At 47.5% G+C, this 17,405-nt stretch carries 18 protein-coding genes; all 18 read left to right on the forward strand.

Annotation, left to right across the window (positions count from 1 at the left end):
* Nucleotides 1–26 precede the first annotated feature (26 nt).
* The 18 genes from hrcA (at nucleotide 27) to recO (ending at nucleotide 17,402) form a co-directional block, all read left to right on the forward strand.
* Complete coding sequence (gene hrcA, locus BBI11_RS07345) at nucleotides 27–1,058, forward strand: heat-inducible transcriptional repressor HrcA (RefSeq protein WP_068461945.1); 1,032 nt, start codon at nucleotides 27–29, stop codon at nucleotides 1,056–1,058.
* A 19-nt stretch (nucleotides 1,059–1,077) separates the two neighbouring features.
* Complete coding sequence (gene grpE / locus BBI11_RS07350; RefSeq protein WP_068461946.1) at nucleotides 1,078–1,680, forward strand: nucleotide exchange factor GrpE; 603 nt, start codon at nucleotides 1,078–1,080, stop codon at nucleotides 1,678–1,680.
* Nucleotides 1,681–1,719: 39 nt separating this feature from the next.
* Nucleotides 1,720–3,549, forward strand: coding sequence for a molecular chaperone DnaK (gene dnaK, locus BBI11_RS07355; RefSeq protein WP_068461948.1), 1,830 nt, complete (start codon nucleotides 1,720–1,722; stop codon nucleotides 3,547–3,549).
* A 116-nt stretch (nucleotides 3,550–3,665) separates the two neighbouring features.
* Entirely contained in the window at nucleotides 3,666–4,787 is a 1,122-nt protein-coding gene (dnaJ, locus tag BBI11_RS07360) for a molecular chaperone DnaJ (protein ID WP_068461951.1), read from the forward strand.
* A 92-nt stretch (nucleotides 4,788–4,879) separates the two neighbouring features.
* Nucleotides 4,880–5,821 (forward strand): 50S ribosomal protein L11 methyltransferase, encoded by a 942-nt coding sequence (gene prmA, locus BBI11_RS07365; RefSeq protein WP_068461954.1) that lies wholly within the window; start codon nucleotides 4,880–4,882, stop codon nucleotides 5,819–5,821.
* A gap of 12 nt (nucleotides 5,822–5,833) precedes the next feature.
* Nucleotides 5,834–6,571 (forward strand): 16S rRNA (uracil(1498)-N(3))-methyltransferase, encoded by a 738-nt coding sequence (locus tag BBI11_RS07370; protein WP_068461956.1) that lies wholly within the window; start codon nucleotides 5,834–5,836, stop codon nucleotides 6,569–6,571.
* Nucleotides 6,572–6,645: 74 nt separating this feature from the next.
* Nucleotides 6,646–7,314: a deoxyribose-phosphate aldolase gene (deoC, locus tag BBI11_RS07375; RefSeq protein ID WP_068461958.1), complete on the forward strand. Its 669-nt coding sequence runs from the start codon at nucleotides 6,646–6,648 to the stop codon at nucleotides 7,312–7,314.
* 95 nt (nucleotides 7,315–7,409) lie between these two features.
* The gene (gene rpsU / locus BBI11_RS07380; protein ID WP_068461960.1) at nucleotides 7,410–7,583 is read left to right on the forward strand and encodes a 30S ribosomal protein S21; all 174 of its coding nucleotides are present in this window, start codon (nucleotides 7,410–7,412) and stop codon (nucleotides 7,581–7,583) included.
* A gap of 246 nt (nucleotides 7,584–7,829) precedes the next feature.
* A complete protein-coding gene (locus tag BBI11_RS07385; protein WP_068461961.1) occupies nucleotides 7,830–9,158 on the forward strand; it encodes an NfeD family protein in 1,329 nt (442 codons plus the stop codon).
* Nucleotides 9,159–10,151 (forward strand): flotillin-like protein FloA, encoded by a 993-nt coding sequence (floA, locus tag BBI11_RS07390; RefSeq protein WP_068461963.1) that lies wholly within the window; start codon nucleotides 9,159–9,161, stop codon nucleotides 10,149–10,151.
* Between the two features lie 30 nt (nucleotides 10,152–10,181).
* Nucleotides 10,182–10,733 (forward strand): hypothetical protein, encoded by a 552-nt coding sequence (locus BBI11_RS07395; protein ID WP_068461965.1) that lies wholly within the window; start codon nucleotides 10,182–10,184, stop codon nucleotides 10,731–10,733.
* Between the two features lie 137 nt (nucleotides 10,734–10,870).
* Nucleotides 10,871–11,830 (forward strand): PhoH family protein, encoded by a 960-nt coding sequence (locus tag BBI11_RS07400; protein WP_068461967.1) that lies wholly within the window; start codon nucleotides 10,871–10,873, stop codon nucleotides 11,828–11,830.
* Between the two features lie 430 nt (nucleotides 11,831–12,260).
* A complete protein-coding gene (locus BBI11_RS07405) occupies nucleotides 12,261–14,396 on the forward strand; it encodes an HD family phosphohydrolase (protein ID WP_068461970.1) in 2,136 nt (711 codons plus the stop codon).
* Between the two features lie 19 nt (nucleotides 14,397–14,415).
* A complete protein-coding gene (gene ybeY, locus BBI11_RS07410) occupies nucleotides 14,416–14,901 on the forward strand; it encodes an rRNA maturation RNase YbeY (RefSeq protein ID WP_208597186.1) in 486 nt (161 codons plus the stop codon).
* Entirely contained in the window at nucleotides 14,888–15,241 is a 354-nt protein-coding gene (locus tag BBI11_RS07415) for a diacylglycerol kinase family protein (protein ID WP_068465661.1), read from the forward strand. The genes ybeY and BBI11_RS07415 overlap by 14 nt, the downstream gene beginning before the upstream one ends.
* 51 nt (nucleotides 15,242–15,292) lie before the next feature.
* Nucleotides 15,293–15,703, forward strand: a complete 411-nt coding sequence (locus tag BBI11_RS07420) for a cytidine deaminase (RefSeq protein ID WP_068461974.1) — start codon at nucleotides 15,293–15,295, stop codon at nucleotides 15,701–15,703.
* On the forward strand, nucleotides 15,687–16,604 hold the full coding sequence (era, locus tag BBI11_RS07425) for a GTPase Era (RefSeq protein WP_068461976.1): 918 nt from the start codon (nucleotides 15,687–15,689) through the stop codon (nucleotides 16,602–16,604). Before BBI11_RS07420 ends, era begins: the two co-directional genes overlap by 17 nt.
* A 12-nt stretch (nucleotides 16,605–16,616) precedes the next feature.
* A complete protein-coding gene (gene recO / locus BBI11_RS07430; RefSeq protein WP_068461978.1) occupies nucleotides 16,617–17,402 on the forward strand; it encodes a DNA repair protein RecO in 786 nt (261 codons plus the stop codon).
* Nucleotides 17,403–17,405 lie beyond the last annotated feature (3 nt).

Consider the following 17,405-nt stretch of genomic DNA (forward strand, 5'->3'; position numbering starts at 1 on the left):
ATAGAGTGCTAACAGAGGTGATGATCATGTTAACAGAACGGCAGCTGCTCATTTTGAAAGTGACAGTCGATGATTATATCCAATCAGCGCAGCCGGTAGGATCGAACCAATTAGCTAAAAAGCCAGGGATCACTTCCAGTTCGGCAACCATTCGCAATGAATTGGCTGAACTCGAAGGCCAAGGCTACCTCGAAAAGACTCACACATCCTCAGGCCGGATTCCGTCTCAAAAAGGATACCGCTATTATGTGGACCATTTGCTGACGCCGAATCCAGTGCCGCAACAGGACATTGTCCAGCTTCGTTCGGTTTTTGAGGAAAAAGTGAACGAAACCGAGGAAATCATCAAACGTTCGGCTGGTATCCTGTCTGAATTGACAAATTATACGTCGATTCTGTTAGGGCCGGATATTCGAAGGCATATCGTCAAGAAATTGTCGATCGTTCCTTTGTCTCCAGGAATGGCTGTGGCAATTATTGTCACCGATTCGGGCCACGTGGAAAATCGGGTATTTTCCATCCCTTTGGATATGGACCCATCCGATATCGAAAAGATGGTCAATATCTTGAACGAGCGGCTCATTGGCGTCTCGCTTCATGATTTGCATAGACGCCTCGAGCAGGAAACGCTGGCACTCTTGCGACAGCATATCGAGCGCTACGGAGAATTGTTCCGGACGTTCAAGCAAGCTTTACTGCTTCCACGCTCGGATAATGTGTATTATGGCGGTAAGCTGAATATTTTGAAGCAGCCGGATTTCCATGATATCCAAAAAATCCGGGAGCTAATGGACGTAATGGAAGAAGGAAAGCACATTCCTGAAATCCTGCCGATCGGTGCACAAGGTCTTCAAATTCGCATCGGTTCCGAAAACGCGCTGGCCGCCATGGAAGATTGCTCGGTCATCACGGTATCTTATGATATCGGAGACGAGCAAACAGGCTCTATCGCGATCGTTGGACCGAAAAGAATGGATTACCGCCGAATCGTCTCTCTGCTGGATTATGTCAGCAGCGATTTATCGAAAGAGCTGACACGGCTGTTTCAAGGAAAGTGAACCAAAGGAGGCATATATTTTGTCGAATGAAAAAGAAACAATCAAACAACAAGACCTAGAGCAGGACGCTGCCCAGCAAGAAAAGCAGGATGCTGTAGACCAAACAGCTGAAACCGTTGATGCGGAGCCGGCAACTGCCGAATCGGCTGATCAAGCACAAGCAGATGAGCCGGTAGATGAGAAAGCTGAACTTCAAGCCCAGCTTGAAGAAGAGCAGAACAAATACTTGCGTTTGCTTGCGGATTATGACAATTTCAAGCGTCGCGCGAAAAAAGATCAGGAACTGGCAAAACAATTCCGTTCCCAATCATTACTGACAGATCTTCTGCCAGTGTTGGATAATTTCGACCGCGCTCTTGCTGTCGAAGCGAAAAGCGAAGAATCCGCTTCTCTTTTGAAAGGCCTTGAAATGGTCAAGAAATCCTTGGCTGACGCTGTGACGTCGGAAGGCTTAGAAGAGATTAAAGCGGTTGGCGAACCATTCGACCCTCATTTCCATCAAGCAGTCATGCAGGAAAGCGATGCAGACAGCGAGCCAGGAACAGTGTTACAAGAGCTTCAAAAGGGGTATACCTTGAATGGCAGAGTGCTTCGCCCGGCTATGGTAAAAGTGAACGAATAACTGAAACTCAACAATCTACTGTTAATGGAGGAATTTTAAATGAGCAAAATTATCGGAATTGACTTAGGTACAACAAACTCAGCGGTCGCAGTTTTAGAAGGCGGCGAACCAAAAATCATCCCAAACCCAGAAGGCAACCGCACAACGCCTTCGGTCGTATCATTTAAAAACGGCGAACGCCAAGTCGGTGAAGTAGCAAAACGCCAATCCATCACGAACCCAAACACGATCCAATCTGTTAAACGTTTGATGGGCACACAAGAAAAAGTGACAGCTGAAGACAAAGAGTACACAGCTCAGGAAGTTTCTGCGATGATCCTTCAATACATCAAAGGCTATGCTGAAGATTATCTCGGAGAAAAAGTCACGAAAGCCGTTATCACGGTACCGGCATACTTCAACGATGCAGAACGCCAAGCGACGAAAGACGCTGGCCGCATCGCTGGACTTGAAGTGGAACGTATCATCAACGAGCCGACAGCTGCAGCACTTGCTTACGGCCTTGATAAAATGGAAAAAGACGAAACAGTCTTGGTTTATGACCTTGGCGGCGGTACATTTGACGTATCGATCCTTGAACTAGGCGACGGCGTCTTCGAAGTAAAATCAACTGCCGGCGACAACCGTTTGGGCGGCGATGATTTCGATAAACTGATCATCGATTACCTAGTACAAGAATTCAAAAAAGAAAACGGCATCGACTTGTCAAAAGATAAAATGGCGACACAACGCTTGAAAGATGCTGCTGAAAAAGCGAAAAAAGATTTGTCTGGTGTTACAACGACTCAAATCTCCTTGCCATTTATCACAGCTGGTGAAGCCGGACCGCTTCACATGGAGATGAACCTATCACGCGCGAAATTCGACGAGTTGACTTCAGCTCTAGTTGAACGCACGATGGGACCTACTCGCCAAGCATTGAAAGACGCAGGTGTTTCCGCTTCAGAACTTGATCGCGTAATTCTAGTTGGTGGATCTACTCGTATCCCAGCTGTCCAAGAAGCTGTTAAGAAAGAAACAGGAAAAGACCCTCATAAAGGCGTTAACCCGGATGAAGTTGTTGCAATGGGTGCAGCTGTACAAGGCGGCGTATTGACTGGCGACGTTCAAGACGTGGTATTGCTAGACGTAACACCATTGTCTCTAGGTATTGAAACAATGGGCGGCGTGTTCACGAAATTGATCGAACGCAATACGACAATCCCAACATCTAAATCGCAGACATTCTCTACGGCAGCGGACAACCAGCCAGCCGTTGATATCCATGTTATGCAAGGTGAACGTCCGATGGCAGCGGATAACAAAACTCTTGGCCGTTTCCAATTGACGGATATCCCGCCAGCACCGCGCGGTGTACCACAAATCGAAGTTAGCTTCGATATCGACAAAAACGGCATTGTTAGTGTCAAAGCGAAAGACCTTGGCACGCAAAAAGAACAAACCATCACAATTCAATCAAGCACAACGCTTACAGATGACGAAATCGACCGCATGGTGAAAGAAGCGGAAGAAAATGCTGAAGCGGATGCGAAGCGTAAAGAAGAAGTAGAACTTCGCAACGAAGCAGATCAAGCAGTCTTCACGACAGACAAAACAATTGAAGACCTAGGTGAAGCGGTTTCTGAAGATGAGAAAAAACAAGCTGAAGAGGCGCGCGATGAGTTGAAAACAGCGCTTGAAGGCACAGACATCGAAGATATCCGTACGAAGAAAGACAAATTGCAAGAGCTTCTTCAAGGCTTTGCCATGAAAGCTTACGAGCAAGCAGCCCAGGATCAACAGGGTGCTGAAGGCGGAGCAGAGCAAGGAAATGATGACGGCGTGGTCGACGCTGATTTTGAAGAAGTAAACGACAATAAAGACAAGTAAGATATGCAAGGCCGAAAAAGTCAAAGCAAAGCAACTGCTTTGGCTTTTTCAATGTCTTTGCAAGCGCAATTTAAACCGTGTACAATTACAGTTGACTGCAAGAGGGAGAGTGACCTATGAATAAGCGAGACTATTACGAAGTCCTTGGTGTTTCTAAGGATGCTTCAAAAGAGGAAATTAAGAAAGCGTATCGAAAGCTTTCCAAACAATATCACCCGGACATTAACAAAGAAGCGAATGCATCGGAGAAGTTTCAAGAAGTCAAGGAAGCTTATGAAGTACTGAGCGACGAGCAAAAACGTTCCCAATATGACCAATTCGGCCACCAAGATCCAAACCAAGGCTTTGGCGGTGGAGGATTCGGCGGAGCAGAAGGCTTTGGCTTCGACGATATTTTCAGCACGTTCTTCGGTGGTGGCACACGTCGCCGCGATCCGAATGCCCCGAGAAAAGGCGATGACTTGCAATATTCCATGACCATCGATTTCTTGGATGCCGTATTCGGCCAAGAAACAGAAATCGAAATTCCAAAAGATGAAACCTGTGAAACTTGCGACGGTTCCGGAGCGAAGCCTGGAACGAGCAAGAAAACTTGCCCATATTGTGAAGGCGCTGGCCAATTGAACGTGGCGCAAGATACGCCGTTCGGACGTATGGTCAACCGCAGAGCATGCCATCATTGTGAAGGCACTGGGCAGATCATTGAAGAGAAATGCACCACTTGCCGCGGTGCAGGAAAAGTAAGAAAACTGAAGAAAATCAAAGTGACAGTTCCAGCTGGCGTCGATGATGGGCAGCAGTTGCGCGTGTCAGGCCAAGGTGGACCCGGCATCAACGGCGGTCCTGCAGGAGATCTTTACGTATTGTTCCGCGTCAAGCCTCACGCGCAATTCGAGCGTGACGGAGACGACATTCATTTGGAACTGCCAATTACGTATCCACAAGCGGCGCTAGGCGATGAAATTGAAGTGCCGACGATTTCCGGAAAAGTGAAACTGAAGATCCCGGCAGGAACGCAAAACGGCGCACGTTTCCGCTTGCGTGGAAAAGGTGTTCAAAATGTTCATGGCTACGGTGTTGGCGATCAGCACATCACCATCAAAGTGAAAGTGCCATCAAAATTGAGCGAAAAACAACGCCAATTGCTGCGTGAGTTTGCGGAAGTTTCTGGAGATATCCCAGAAGAGCAAAGCAGTTCATTGTTTGACAAGATCAAAAGAACCATCAAAGGTGATTAAAAGGCAAACAGCCTTGGACAAATGGAAAACTCCCGTGCACTAGGGAGTTTTCTGTCTGTTACATACTTGTTCAATAAAGGAGCTGGTCGTAAGTGAAATGGTCTGAACTGTCGATTCATACAACGAACGAGGCGATTGAATCAATTTCCAACATTCTGCACGAGGCAGGGGCGAGCGGGGTCGTCATTGAGGATTCAGAGGATTTGACGAAAGACCGTGAAGATGTATTCGGTGAGATCTATTCACTCGATCCTGAAGACTTTCCGACAGAAGGTGTCATCTTGAAAGCGTATCTTCCCGTTAACAGTTTTTTAGGGGAAGCGGTAGAAGGCATCAAACTGGCTATCAATAACCTGGCAGAATTCAACATCAATGTTGGGCGCAATGTCGTCACTATTAGCGAAGTCAATGAAGAAGACTGGGCGACATCGTGGAAGAAATATTACCACCCTGTTAAAATTTCGAAAAGATTCACCATTGTTCCGACTTGGGAAACGTACCACCCAGTTTCAAGCGATGAACTGCTCATCGAACTTGACCCAGGGATGGCATTTGGCACCGGCACACACCCGACGACGGTCATGAGCCTGCAGGCACTCGAAAAGCACGTCAAGCGGGACAATACAGTAATCGATGTCGGAACCGGTTCGGGCGTCCTTGCAATCGGTGCGGCCTTGCTTGAGGCAGCATCGGTCAGAGCGCTGGACCTTGATGAAATTGCCGTAAAAGCGGCAGGATTGAATGTTAAATTGAACAAAGTCCAGAACCGTGTCGATGTGTTCCATGGCAATTTGCTCGATGCGATTGATAACCCGGCAGATGTAGTCGTGGCGAATATTCTCGCAGAGATCATCATGTCGTTTACGGACGATGCGTTCCAAGCTGTCAAACCGGGTGGCATTTACATTACCTCTGGAATCATTGCACAGAAGAAGAACGATGTGAAACAAGCGCTAGAAAATTCAGGATTTGTCATCGAAGACATTATGATGATGGAAGACTGGGTAACGATCATTTCAAAAAAACCGCTATAACGGGGTGCGACCATGCAACGATATTTTCTGGAAGAGACAGAACCCGGCAAAGATGATTTGGCGATTACGGGAGACGATGCCAAACACATCGCCAAAGTGATGAGGCAATCAGTAGGTGATCAATTGATCGCTGTAGTATCAGGAACTGTACATTTAGCAGAAATCACGGAAATTGCTGCTGATGTCCATATCAAACTGATCCGCGAGCTCGAAGACCGCAGTGAGTTGCCAAAAAAAGTAACGATTGCCTGTGGCTTACCTAAAGGCGATAAGCTCGAACTAATCACTCAAAAAGCGACAGAGCTCGGGATGAATTCGCTGTTGCCATATTCGGCGGAACGGTCGATCGTCAAATGGGATGGTGCCAAAAGCGCAAAGAAAATCGAGCGCTTGAGCAAAATTGCTAAGGAAGCTGCCGAGCAATCGCATCGGAGCCGCATTCCAACCATCCAGTCTGTGCACACTTTTAAAGAATTGTTGAGCGCAGCGAAAAATTACGATGCGGTCATCGTCGCTTACGAAGAAGAGGCGAAAAAGAGCGGCGGCAGCCGGTTTGCCGAAATTCTGGAATCATTGTATGATAAGGATTCAATCTTACTTGTTTTTGGTCCGGAAGGCGGCATTTCAGAGGCGGAAGCAGCTGCACTCAAAGAGGCCGGCGCACAATTCGCTGCACTTGGCCCGCGCATACTGCGCACAGAGACGGCCCCACTTTATGCTTTGTCTGCAATATCCTATGAGTTTGAATAACACGAGCCAATTACAAAACTGACGCAAGTCACCAACTGCAAAAAAACCTAGTGTAAAGAATGGAGAATTAGATCATGACAAATATTGCATCTTTAATTGACCACACCTTATTAAAAGCAGAAGCTACAGCTCCTCAAATCGAGCAGCTTTGCAAAGAAGCGGCAGAACATCATTTCGCTTCTGTCTGCGTTAACCCGGCATGGGTCGCGCTTGCGGCTAAACACCTTGAACAAAGTGAAGTCAAAGTCTGCACAGTCATCGGCTTCCCCCTTGGCGCATCAACTTCTGAAACAAAAGCGTTCGAAACAAAAGACGCAATTGAAAAAGGCGCAGGCGAAATTGATATGGTCTTGAACATCGGCGCCTTGAAAAGCGGGCAAGAAGATGTTGTGAAAGCAGATGTCGAAGCAGTCGTGAATGCAGCAAAAGGAAAAGCGATCGTCAAAGTCATTCTTGAGATTTGCTTGCTGACGGATGAAGAAATTAAATTGGCCAGCCGCCTGTCGAAAGAAGCGGGAGCGGATTTTGTTAAAACATCAACTGGTTTCTCAACTGGCGGAGCGACCGTCGAAGCAGTGCGTATGATGCGCGAAACAGTCGGGCCAGATCTTGGCGTTAAGGCTTCTGGCGGCGTCCGCAGCCTAGAAGACGTGGAGAAAATGGTCGAAGTGGGAGCGACTCGCATCGGTGCAAGTTCAGGAGTCCAAATCATGCAAGGCCTTACTTCAGACAACGATTATTAAGTATTGACGAAGATCTTTTCTTGCGTTATAATTTTCTAGTATATAACACTTGTTGTTATTTGCTTCAACGTGTGTTCGGAGGGAGGGAAAAAGAGATGTCAAAAACTACTGTTCGTAAAAACGAATCAATTGAAGATGCTCTTCGCCGCTTCAAACGCACTGTTTCGAAGTCCGGAACAATGCAAGAGGTAAGAAAGCGCGAGTTTTATGATAAGCCGAGCGTGAAACGTAAATTGAAATCAGAAGCTGCGCGTAAACGTAAATTTTAATTGACTTTGATCTTAAATGACTTTTAAAAATAGCAACGAACAGCTGAGACCGGGAGCACAAATGTGCTTCCGGTTTTTTTTATGCCTTAAAACGGTCACTAATTGATCGAGATGTAAGCGCATTCCATCGTAACTTGGGGAAAATTGCTTTATAATGAAAAAGAAGCCGACTGGTGAAACCGCAGCTCGACTCATCCGTATACATAATTATCCTAAAGTTTTCATGAAGGAGAGGGGGAATTTGCCGTGCGTAGAAAAAAAGCTTGGATCGGCTTTTTATTCCTGGCCATGGCATTCGCTTTAGCGATTCCGGCCATCTCTGCGGATAACGGAAAAGTCTATGTCATTCCGATTGAAGCGGAAGTGGAGCGGGGCTTGCAGTCATTCCTGGAGCGGGGCATTGAAGAAGCTGAAGATGCCGGGGCCACGACCATCGTCTTTGAAATCGATACGCCGGGCGGTTTTGTTAATGCAGCTGATAGCATTGCTCGCCTGTTGGATGATGCCGAGCCTGAAACCGTGGCTTTCATCAACCAGGATGCCCTGTCGGCTGGGGCATTTCTCGCCTTGTATAACGATGAAATCTATATGCATCCGAATGGGCGGATGGGCGCGGCCCAAGTCATTGACCAGTCGGGCAATGCAGCTGCTGACAAAGCGAATTCCGCGTGGCTGTCTTCAATGAGAAGTGCAGCGGAATCATCAAATCGCAATCCGCAGTTTGCGCTGGCGATGGCGGATGCCAGTATCGACCTCCCGGAATACCGGGCAGCGGAAGGTGAATTATTGACGCTCGGTGCCCAGGAAGCGCTCGATGTTGGGTATTCCGAAGGCACTGTATCGACTCTCGATGAGCTTCTCGAAATGAAAGGCCTGTCCGGTGCAGAAGTCGTTCAAGTAGAAGAAAATTGGTCAGAGACCCTGGCACGTTTTCTGACGAGCCCGATCGTCGTGCCTATCCTGCTATCGGTGGCAGGCCTTGGTTTATTGCTTGAATTGTTCACGCCCGGAGTCGGGATTCCTGGATTCTTCGGTTTGTTTTCACTGATGCTGTTCTTTTACGGCCATCTGGTGGCAGGGCTTGCCGGATATGAATCGATCTTGCTTTTGGTCTTCGGACTCGGCTTGATTCTGCTGGAATTTTTCGTCCCCGGCGGCATACTGGGGATTCTCGGGATTCTGGCAGTCATAGGAAGCGTTTTGTTAGCAGGTGAAGATGTCCAGACAACAGCGATCGCAATTTTGATTGCATTACTTGTAGCTTCAGCAGGGATGGTGATTTTAGTGAAATTTTTCGGCAAGAAATTGAACATGTTCAAGCGCATTATCTTAACCGATGCCACCGACACAGAGCATGGCTACGTGTCAGCCGTCAACCGTCCAGAACTGATTGGCCAGATTGCCCGTACCACCAACGCCCTAAGGCCTTCCGGCACGATCCGGCTTGGTGACGAGTATATCGATGCGGTATCGGAAGGGCGGTTTATCGACAGCAATAAAGATGTTAAAATTATCAAGGTAGAAGGGTCTCGCATCGTTGTGCGTGAACTCGAAAAACAAGAGGAGGAAGAATAAATGGGACTTGAAGCAATCGGCTTAGGCGCAGCGATAATTGGGATTATCGTCGTACTCGCCATCTTTTTCACATTCGTACCCGTCACATTATGGATCTCGGCCTTAGCTGCCGGCGTCCGCATCAGCATCTTCACATTGATCGGGATGAGATTGCGCCGGGTTATCCCATCGCGTATCGTCAACCCATTAATTAAAGCTTCTAAAGCAGGTCTTTCTGTGCAAATCAACCAATTGGAAAGCCATTACTTGGCTGGCGGTAACGTCGACCGAGTCGTCAATGCTTTGATCGCAGCTCATCGCGCCAATATCGATTTGCCGTTCGAACGTGCAGCAGCAATCGACCTGGCGGGCCGTGACGTGTTAGAAGCGGTTCAAATGTCCGTTAACCCGAAAGTCATCGAAACACCATTTATCGCCGGTGTGGCAATGGACGGCATTGAAGTGAAAGCAAAAGCACGTATCACGGTGCGTGCCAACATCGACCGTTTAGTCGGTGGTGCTGGTGAAGAAACCATTGTCGCCCGTGTCGGTGAAGGGATTGTTTCGACACTCGGTTCAAGTACAAACCATAAAAAAGTTCTTGAAAATCCAGATCTCATTTCTCAAACTGTTCTTGGCAAAGGCTTAGACTCCGGTACAGCCTTTGAAATCCTGTCGATCGATATCGCAGACGTCGATATCGGCAAAAACATTGGAGCAGAGCTTCAAACAGAACAAGCGGACGCCGATAAGAAAATCGCGCAGGCTAAAGCGGAAGAACGCCGTGCAATGGCCGTTGCAAGCGAACAGGAAATGAAAGCGAAAGTCGTACAAATGCGCGCGAAAGTTGTCGAAGCCGAAGCAGAAGTGCCAATGGCGATGTCAGAAGCGCTCCGTTCAGGAAACATCGGTGTAATGGATTATATCAATTACAAAAATGTTCAAGCTGATACAAGCATGCGCGAGTCCATCTCGAAAAGCGGAACGGAAAAACAAGAGGACGAAAACCAATAAATTCCGCCATAACTCAAGGGAGGTTTTGGAATGGAACCCCTCATTATGATGTTGATCATTGCGGCAATCAGCGCTGTGTTCAATAAAAACAAAAAGTCTGACGGCAAAGAGCAGACGGCCCAGCAGCCGAAGCGTCAGCAAGGCCCTGGGACGCCTGCGGGCAGATCGCAACAGCGAACGCAATCACCTCAGCAATCTCAACGAGGCGGGCAGCGAAGCTTTAAACGGATTGAAGACTACGCCAAGGAAATTTACGGCGAGTTTCAAACCCAGATGGAGAGCGACCCTAAACGCAAAGAACAGGCACGCCAAGTCAAAGAACAGGCAGAGCGTGCCAAATCACGTGTGACGGAGGAAGCTGAAAAGCGGATGCCGGCTCAAGCAAAGCAAGTTGCACAACAAACTAGCCGTCCAGGAAGATTGAGCACGCATCAAAACGAGCCATTCAAGCGGGCGGTTAAAAAAGAAAAAGAGCAGGATTTGTTCCCGCTCGACCAAGAAGACGTACGTCGAGGCGTAATCATGGCAGAGATTTTGCAGCCGCCCAAATCAAAACGTCAAAAGCAAGGCCGGCATGTTTGATGCCGGTCTTTTCTTTTGGTCATATAATTTTATATATTAATATTATGTAAACTAGAATCATCTGAATTAATTTACATTTCCATATAGAAAATGATAGAGTTGAGAAGAAGAAAAAACACGATCCAAGGAGCGTCTAAATGACAGAAAACAGCCTACTCGAATTGCATGTGAAAGATCCGAATGAAGCCGTTCAGCTTCTCGGCACATCCGACAGCCATCTGTCGCTGATCGAAGAAAGTTTCGATATACACATCATCACCCGAGGCGAAGTGATTCGCCTTGAAGGGCCTGAAGAAAGCCGCCAAACAGGGAAATTGCTATTGGAACAATTACTGAAAGTCATCCGTAAAGGCATCAATATCGACCAGCGCGATATCGTTTCAGCTATCGAAATGGCAAAAAGCGGCACGATTGAATACTTTGCCGAACTATACGATGAGGAAGTAGCCCGCAGTGCAACAGGGCGTTCAATTCGTGCGAAAACCATTGGTCAGCGCCATTATATCCACGCCATCAAGAAAAGCGACATGGTTTTCGGAATCGGCCCTGCCGGAACTGGAAAAACCTATCTTGCCGTTGTTTTAGCGGTGCAGGCGTTGAAAAACGGCCATGTCAAAAAAATCGTCCTGACACGTCCTGCGGTTGAAGCAGGGGAAAGTCTTGGTTTCTTGCCAGGCGACTTGAAGGAAAAGGTGGATCCTTATTTACGTCCTCTATACGACGCCTTGCATGACGTCATGGGCCAAGAGCAAACGAACCGATTGATTGAACGCGGAACGATTGAAGTAGCACCACTCGCTTATATGAGAGGCCGCACATTAGAAGAAGCGTTCATTATTTTGGATGAAGCGCAGAATACGACAAAAGCCCAGATGAAGATGTTTTTGACACGTCTCGGCTTTAACTCGAAAATGATTGTCACAGGCGATAAAACGCAAATCGATTTGCCGCGCGGCGCAGAATCCGGTTTGATTGCTGCTGAAAAGAATTTGCACGGCGTTAAAGGAATCGAGTTTGAGTATTTGGAAAAAGGTGATGTCGTTCGGCATCCGCTCGTCTCGAGAATCATTGAAGCTTACGAAAACCAGCCTAACTAGGGCTGGTTTTTTAGGTTGTCGAGAAAGGGATAAAATCGTATTTTCCGAAGCTTATCGCACGGCTCCGTGGGCTCGCGCCCAAGCCTCCTCAGTCGCTTTGCGCCTTGCGGGGTCTCGGTCGTCTCGCTTCACCACCGGAGTCGAGCGAACGCTTCTCCAAATACTTAGAGAGGCCATTGACTGTTGAATGTAAAAAAGCGTAGCTTCTTTCGTATTTGATAACGAACTATCGACTTCTTCAACACTCTGGAAAATCAGCCTGGTTAAGGCTGGTTTTTTTTCACTTAGTGGAAAGTAAATCAAAACATATGGCGTTTCATACAACAGGTTCTGATGCATAAAGCGCCGGGAAATTGTTATTAATTTGCAAGGGGCGATGAAAAAAGCCTGTTGTATTGGTATGATGAAAGAAGAATAGTGAGGTGGTCAAATGGCGAGGTGGATCAGGCGCATTTATATGCGATTCGGGGCTCCTGCAGTCTTGATCGGCATCAGTTTATTGACAGCGCTGCTCATGTTTGGTTTTTTGTATAATACAATGACAACTGATACATATGAAGTGGAATTATTCCAATTGTCTGAGGAAACCATACGGGCGGCGAAAACGGTCGAAGATCCCGTGAGGACAGAACTGGAACGGACGCGTGCAGCTCAGGAAGTGCAGCCAAGTTACCGTTATATTGAAGAAGTGGCCGATAACCAAGCGGCAGTCGTCGATTCGTTGTTCGGTTATGTGCTAGAAGCAAAGAGCACGACGGAATCGAGCGGAGAGGACGAAAGCGAACCGGGACCAAGAAATCTAGATGCGTCCTTGAGTAGCCTGCGTGAATCGATCCGCTTGTTTGAACAAAATGAAAATGGGCTTCGCTTGACTGATGATATGCTCATGTCGCTGCTTGTCTTGGAAGAAGACATGATTTTGCGCATCGAACGGGAAGTGCGCAATCAAGTGCTATCCGTCTTGCAGGATCCGCTTCGAGAAGATGGGCTGACACAAGCACGTAATACGGCCGAGCAAGAAATTCGCGAGGACGAACAAGTGCCGGCTACTGCAATCCCAGCGGCTGCGGCTATTGCCCGGTCGAGCATTGTTCCGAATGAACTGGTCAATGAGGAATTGACAGAACAACAAATCGAACAGGCACGGGCAAGTGTGGAACCGACGCGTATCTTGCAAGGGCAAGTTCTGATCCAAGAAGGCCAATTGATTGACCGGGAAGTGTACCGTCAATTGGAACTGGCGGGTATGACTGAACAACAATCGAATTACCGTTCGGTGCTTGCCTTGGGCTTGTTTGTGCTCATTGCTGCAGGGTTGTTGCTGCTGGTTTTGCAAAGCGCAAAAATCGAGGGCGTCAAAAAGGCGATTCGGTTAACGATTGTGTTTGTGGTGGTCGCTTTGTCTTTGGCGATTATGAAACTGCTTGAAATCATCAGCGGCAATTTTGAAGTGGTCATCGACTTTATTTATCCGACAGCGCTGGCCGGCATTTTGGTACGCTTGCTAATCGATGAGCGGACAGCGGTCTATGTGACGATTTTACTAAGCGCCAGCGCAGGAATGATGCTGCAAAGCGGTTATGCCGGTGTATTTCAGATGGATTCCGCTTTGTACGTGTTGTTTGGCGGTTTGACCGGTATTTACTTAATACGCAATGGGCACAGAAGCATCCGTATTTTGCCAATCAGTTTGGCGGTCGGCGGTGTCCATTTGCTGTATGTCGCATTTTACCTTTTGGTTAACCAAAGCCAATACACCGTAGAAGAAATCGCATTTTATGTAGCAGCCGCACTGGCAGCTGGTCTCTTGTCAGGGACGCTTGCGACCGGTCTGCTGCCGCTGTTTGAAACGTCATTTGGCATCTTGTCGACGATGAAACTGCTGGAGTTGTCGAATCCGAATCATCCTTTGCTTAAAAAGATTTTGACTGAAACCCCAGGCACGTATCACCATAGTGTCATGGTGGCGAATCTTTCAGATGCTGCATGTGAAGCGATCGGAGCGAATGGATTGCTTGCGCGCGTTGGCTGTTATTATCACGATATTGGAAAGACTATCACCCCGCAGTATTTCATCGAAAATCAGTCCCATGGCAATCCGCATGACCAGCTAACACCACAACAAAGCCGGGATATCATCCTTGCGCATGGACAAGATGGCGCTGCGATTTTACGAAAAAACAAAATGCCGAAAGAATTGATCGATATTGCAGAACAGCACCATGGCACGACTTTATTGAAGTTTTTCTATTACAAAGCGAAAAAGCAAAATGACGAGCTCTCTGAGGAGGAATACCGTTACAAGGGGCCGAAACCGCAGACGCGAGAAGTTGCCATTATCATGGTGGCGGACAGTTTAGAAGCGGCAGTCCGGTCAATGGAATCACCGAGCACGGAGAAAATCCGGGAAATGGTCGATGCGATCACGGAAGACAAGTTGAAAGATGGACAGTTTGATGAATGTGATATAACGTTAAAAGAACTGAAACGGGTAAAAAATGTCATGTGCGAGACTTTGAACGGCATTTTTCATTCAAGGATCGCTTACCCAGATGACAGAAAATAATACGAAAAGAGGAGGAAAAGTGATGCTAACGATTGACTTTATAGATGAAACGAAACAATTAGGCGATGAAGCGCTGGCCTTTGTCAGCAAGGTGCTAGAACATGCGGCATATCATGAAAAGACGGGTGAGGCAGAAGTATCGGTCACCTTCACTGATGACGAATCGATTCGCGCGATTAACCGGGATTACCGGGAAAAAGATCAAGCAACGGATGTCATTTCTTTTTCAATGGAAGAACAAGGAGAAGAGGAAGTGGCGATCATCGGTGAAACGGGGCCCCGTTTGCTCGGAGACATTATTATCTCGATAGAACGCACAAAGCTTCAGGCAGAGGAGTACGGCCATAGCTTCGAACGCGAACTCGGGTTTTTAGCGGTGCATGGCTTCTTGCATCTGCTTGGCTATGATCATATGAATGAGCAGGATGAAAAAGAAATGTTCGGCAAACAGGAAGAGATTTTAGTTTCTCTTGGCGTTACGCGTGATGCACATGAGGCTGACTAGGTTTCTCTCCTCTTTCCGTTTTGCTGCGCAAGGGATTGGCACTTCATTAAAACGGGAACAGAATATGCAAGTCCACTTGTTTTCGGCCGTGATTGTTGCGATTGCTGGGATTTGGACCGGCCTTGACCAGATGGAATGGATGCTAGTGATTATATTGATCGGCGGCATGTTCGCACTTGAATTGATCAATTCTGCGCTAGAGCGGACCGTGGACCTCGTTACCGAAGAACGCCACCCCTTGGCGAAGCAGGCAAAAGACATGGCAGCAGGAGCGGTTTTGGTATTTGCTGTGACAAGTGCTATAATCGGTTTACTGATCTTTTTGCCTAAATGGTTTTAACCGTTCAGGCAGCAGGGTGCTATGGTGAATACAGAAAAGTGAGTGATAAAAATGGACAAACAACAATTGATGGAACAAGCAATTTCGGCGCGTGGCAATGCCTACGTGCCGTATTCGAAATTCCCGGTAGGAGCGGCGCTATTGACGAAAGATGGCGAAGTTTATACGGGTTGCAATATTGAAAATGCGGGCTATTCACTGACCAATTGTGCAGAGCGCACAGCAGTCTTTAAGGCTGTATCAGAAGGCGTTATGCAGTTTGAGGCTTTGGCAGTAGCTGCTGACACGAAAGGGCCGGTTGCGCCGTGTGGGGCATGCCGACAAGTATTGGTGGAGTTCTGTGCTCCGGATATGCCGGTTTATTTAACGAATCTAGAAGGCGCGGTGTCTGAGACGACAATCGCTGAATTGCTACCAGGCGCTTTCACAACGGGGGATTTAGACTATGCATCAAGGAAATAACGGATATAAATCAGGGTTCATCTCCATTATCGGCCGTCCGAATGTTGGGAAATCAACGTTTTTGAACCGTGTAGTTGGGCAGAAAATCGCCATCATGAGCGACAAGCCGCAAACAACACGCAATAAAGTTCAAGGCGTCGTGACGAATGACAATAGCCAAATGGTCTTTATCGACACACCAGGCATCAACGAACCGAAGCATAAGCTTGGGGATTTCATGCTGAAAGTCGCGAAAAACACATTCCGCGAAGTAGATGTCCTGTTATTTGTCGTCAGTGCAGCAGACCGTATCGGCAAACAGGATCGTTATGTGCTCGATATGTTGAAGGGCATCGATGTGCCGGTTTTCTTAGTACTTAACAAAATCGACCAAGTGCATCCCGATAATTTGCCGAAAATCATTGAATCCTACCGCAATGAATTCGATTTTGCAGAAGCGATTCCGATTTCTGCCTTGCAGGGCAACAACGTCGAGAACTTGCTCGCGAAAATTGGCGAACGCTTGCCGGAAGGACCTCAGTATTATCCATCTGATCAAGTGACGGACCATCCGGAACGTTTCATCATTTCAGAATTGATTCGTGAAAAAGCTTTGCATTTAACGCGCGAGGAAATTCCGCACTCGATCGCTGTGGTTATTGACAAAATCGCCAAAGACGAAGAAAGCGAGAACATGATTCGTGTTCAAGCGACAATCATGGTCGAGCGCGATTCCCAAAAAGGCATCGTTATTGGCAAAAAGGGTGCATTATTGAAAGAAATTGGAACTCGTGCACGCAAGGATATCGAAAACTTGCTTGGCACGAAAGTGTATTTGGAACTATGGGTCAAAGTCCAGAAAGATTGGCGCAATAAAGCAATGCATCTCCGTGATTTCGGTTTCCGAGACGACGAATACTAAGGAGCCTGGCTCATGCAGAACCAACTCGAAGCCATTGTTATCCGTACACGCCCCTATGGCGAAAATAATAAAATCGTCACTTTGTTTACAAAAGAAGCGGGAAAGATCACGTGCATGGCGCGCGGTGCCAAAAAGCCTGCAAGCCGCTTAGCCGCGATCACCCAGCCATTCACGCATGGCGTCTTTTCAATCTACAAAGGACGTGGCATGGGCACATTGCAGGCGGGTGATCAATTGGAATCGCTGCGTTACATCCGCGAAGACATTATGGCCACTGCTTATGCGAGCTATGTGACAGAACTTGTCGACCGGCTGACCGAACAAGACGAACCTCAGCCGGCCATCTACGATATGTTGTATCAAGCGCTTCATGCAATTGCAGATGGCTATGACCCGGAAGCGATAACCTTGTTTGTTGAGTGGAAAATGCTGCGTATTGCCGGGCTGACCCCAACTTTGCATGAATGTGCCAATTGCGGGGCAACAGAAGGGGAATTTGCTTTCTCATTCCAGGAACTGGGCTTTCTATGCCACCGCTGCTTCCATTTGGACCGCTATATTATTCGTTTAAGCCCGGCGCTCGTGAAGTTGATCCGCACGTTTTATTTCGTGCCGATCGAACGCGTCGGGGGACTAACCTTAAAGAAAGAATCCAAGACTTTGCTCAAGCAGATTGTCCGGACGATTTACGAAGAACAGGCAGGCATCCGACTGAAATCGCGCTCATTTCTTGAACAACTCGAACGCACCCCGGAATTCTTTCCGGAACCTAAAAAAGACATCCCAGAAGGCGATTAGCCT

The organism is Planococcus maritimus (assembly GCF_001687625.2).
Taxonomy (GTDB): Bacteria; Bacillota; Bacilli; order Bacillales_A; family Planococcaceae; genus Planococcus; species Planococcus maritimus.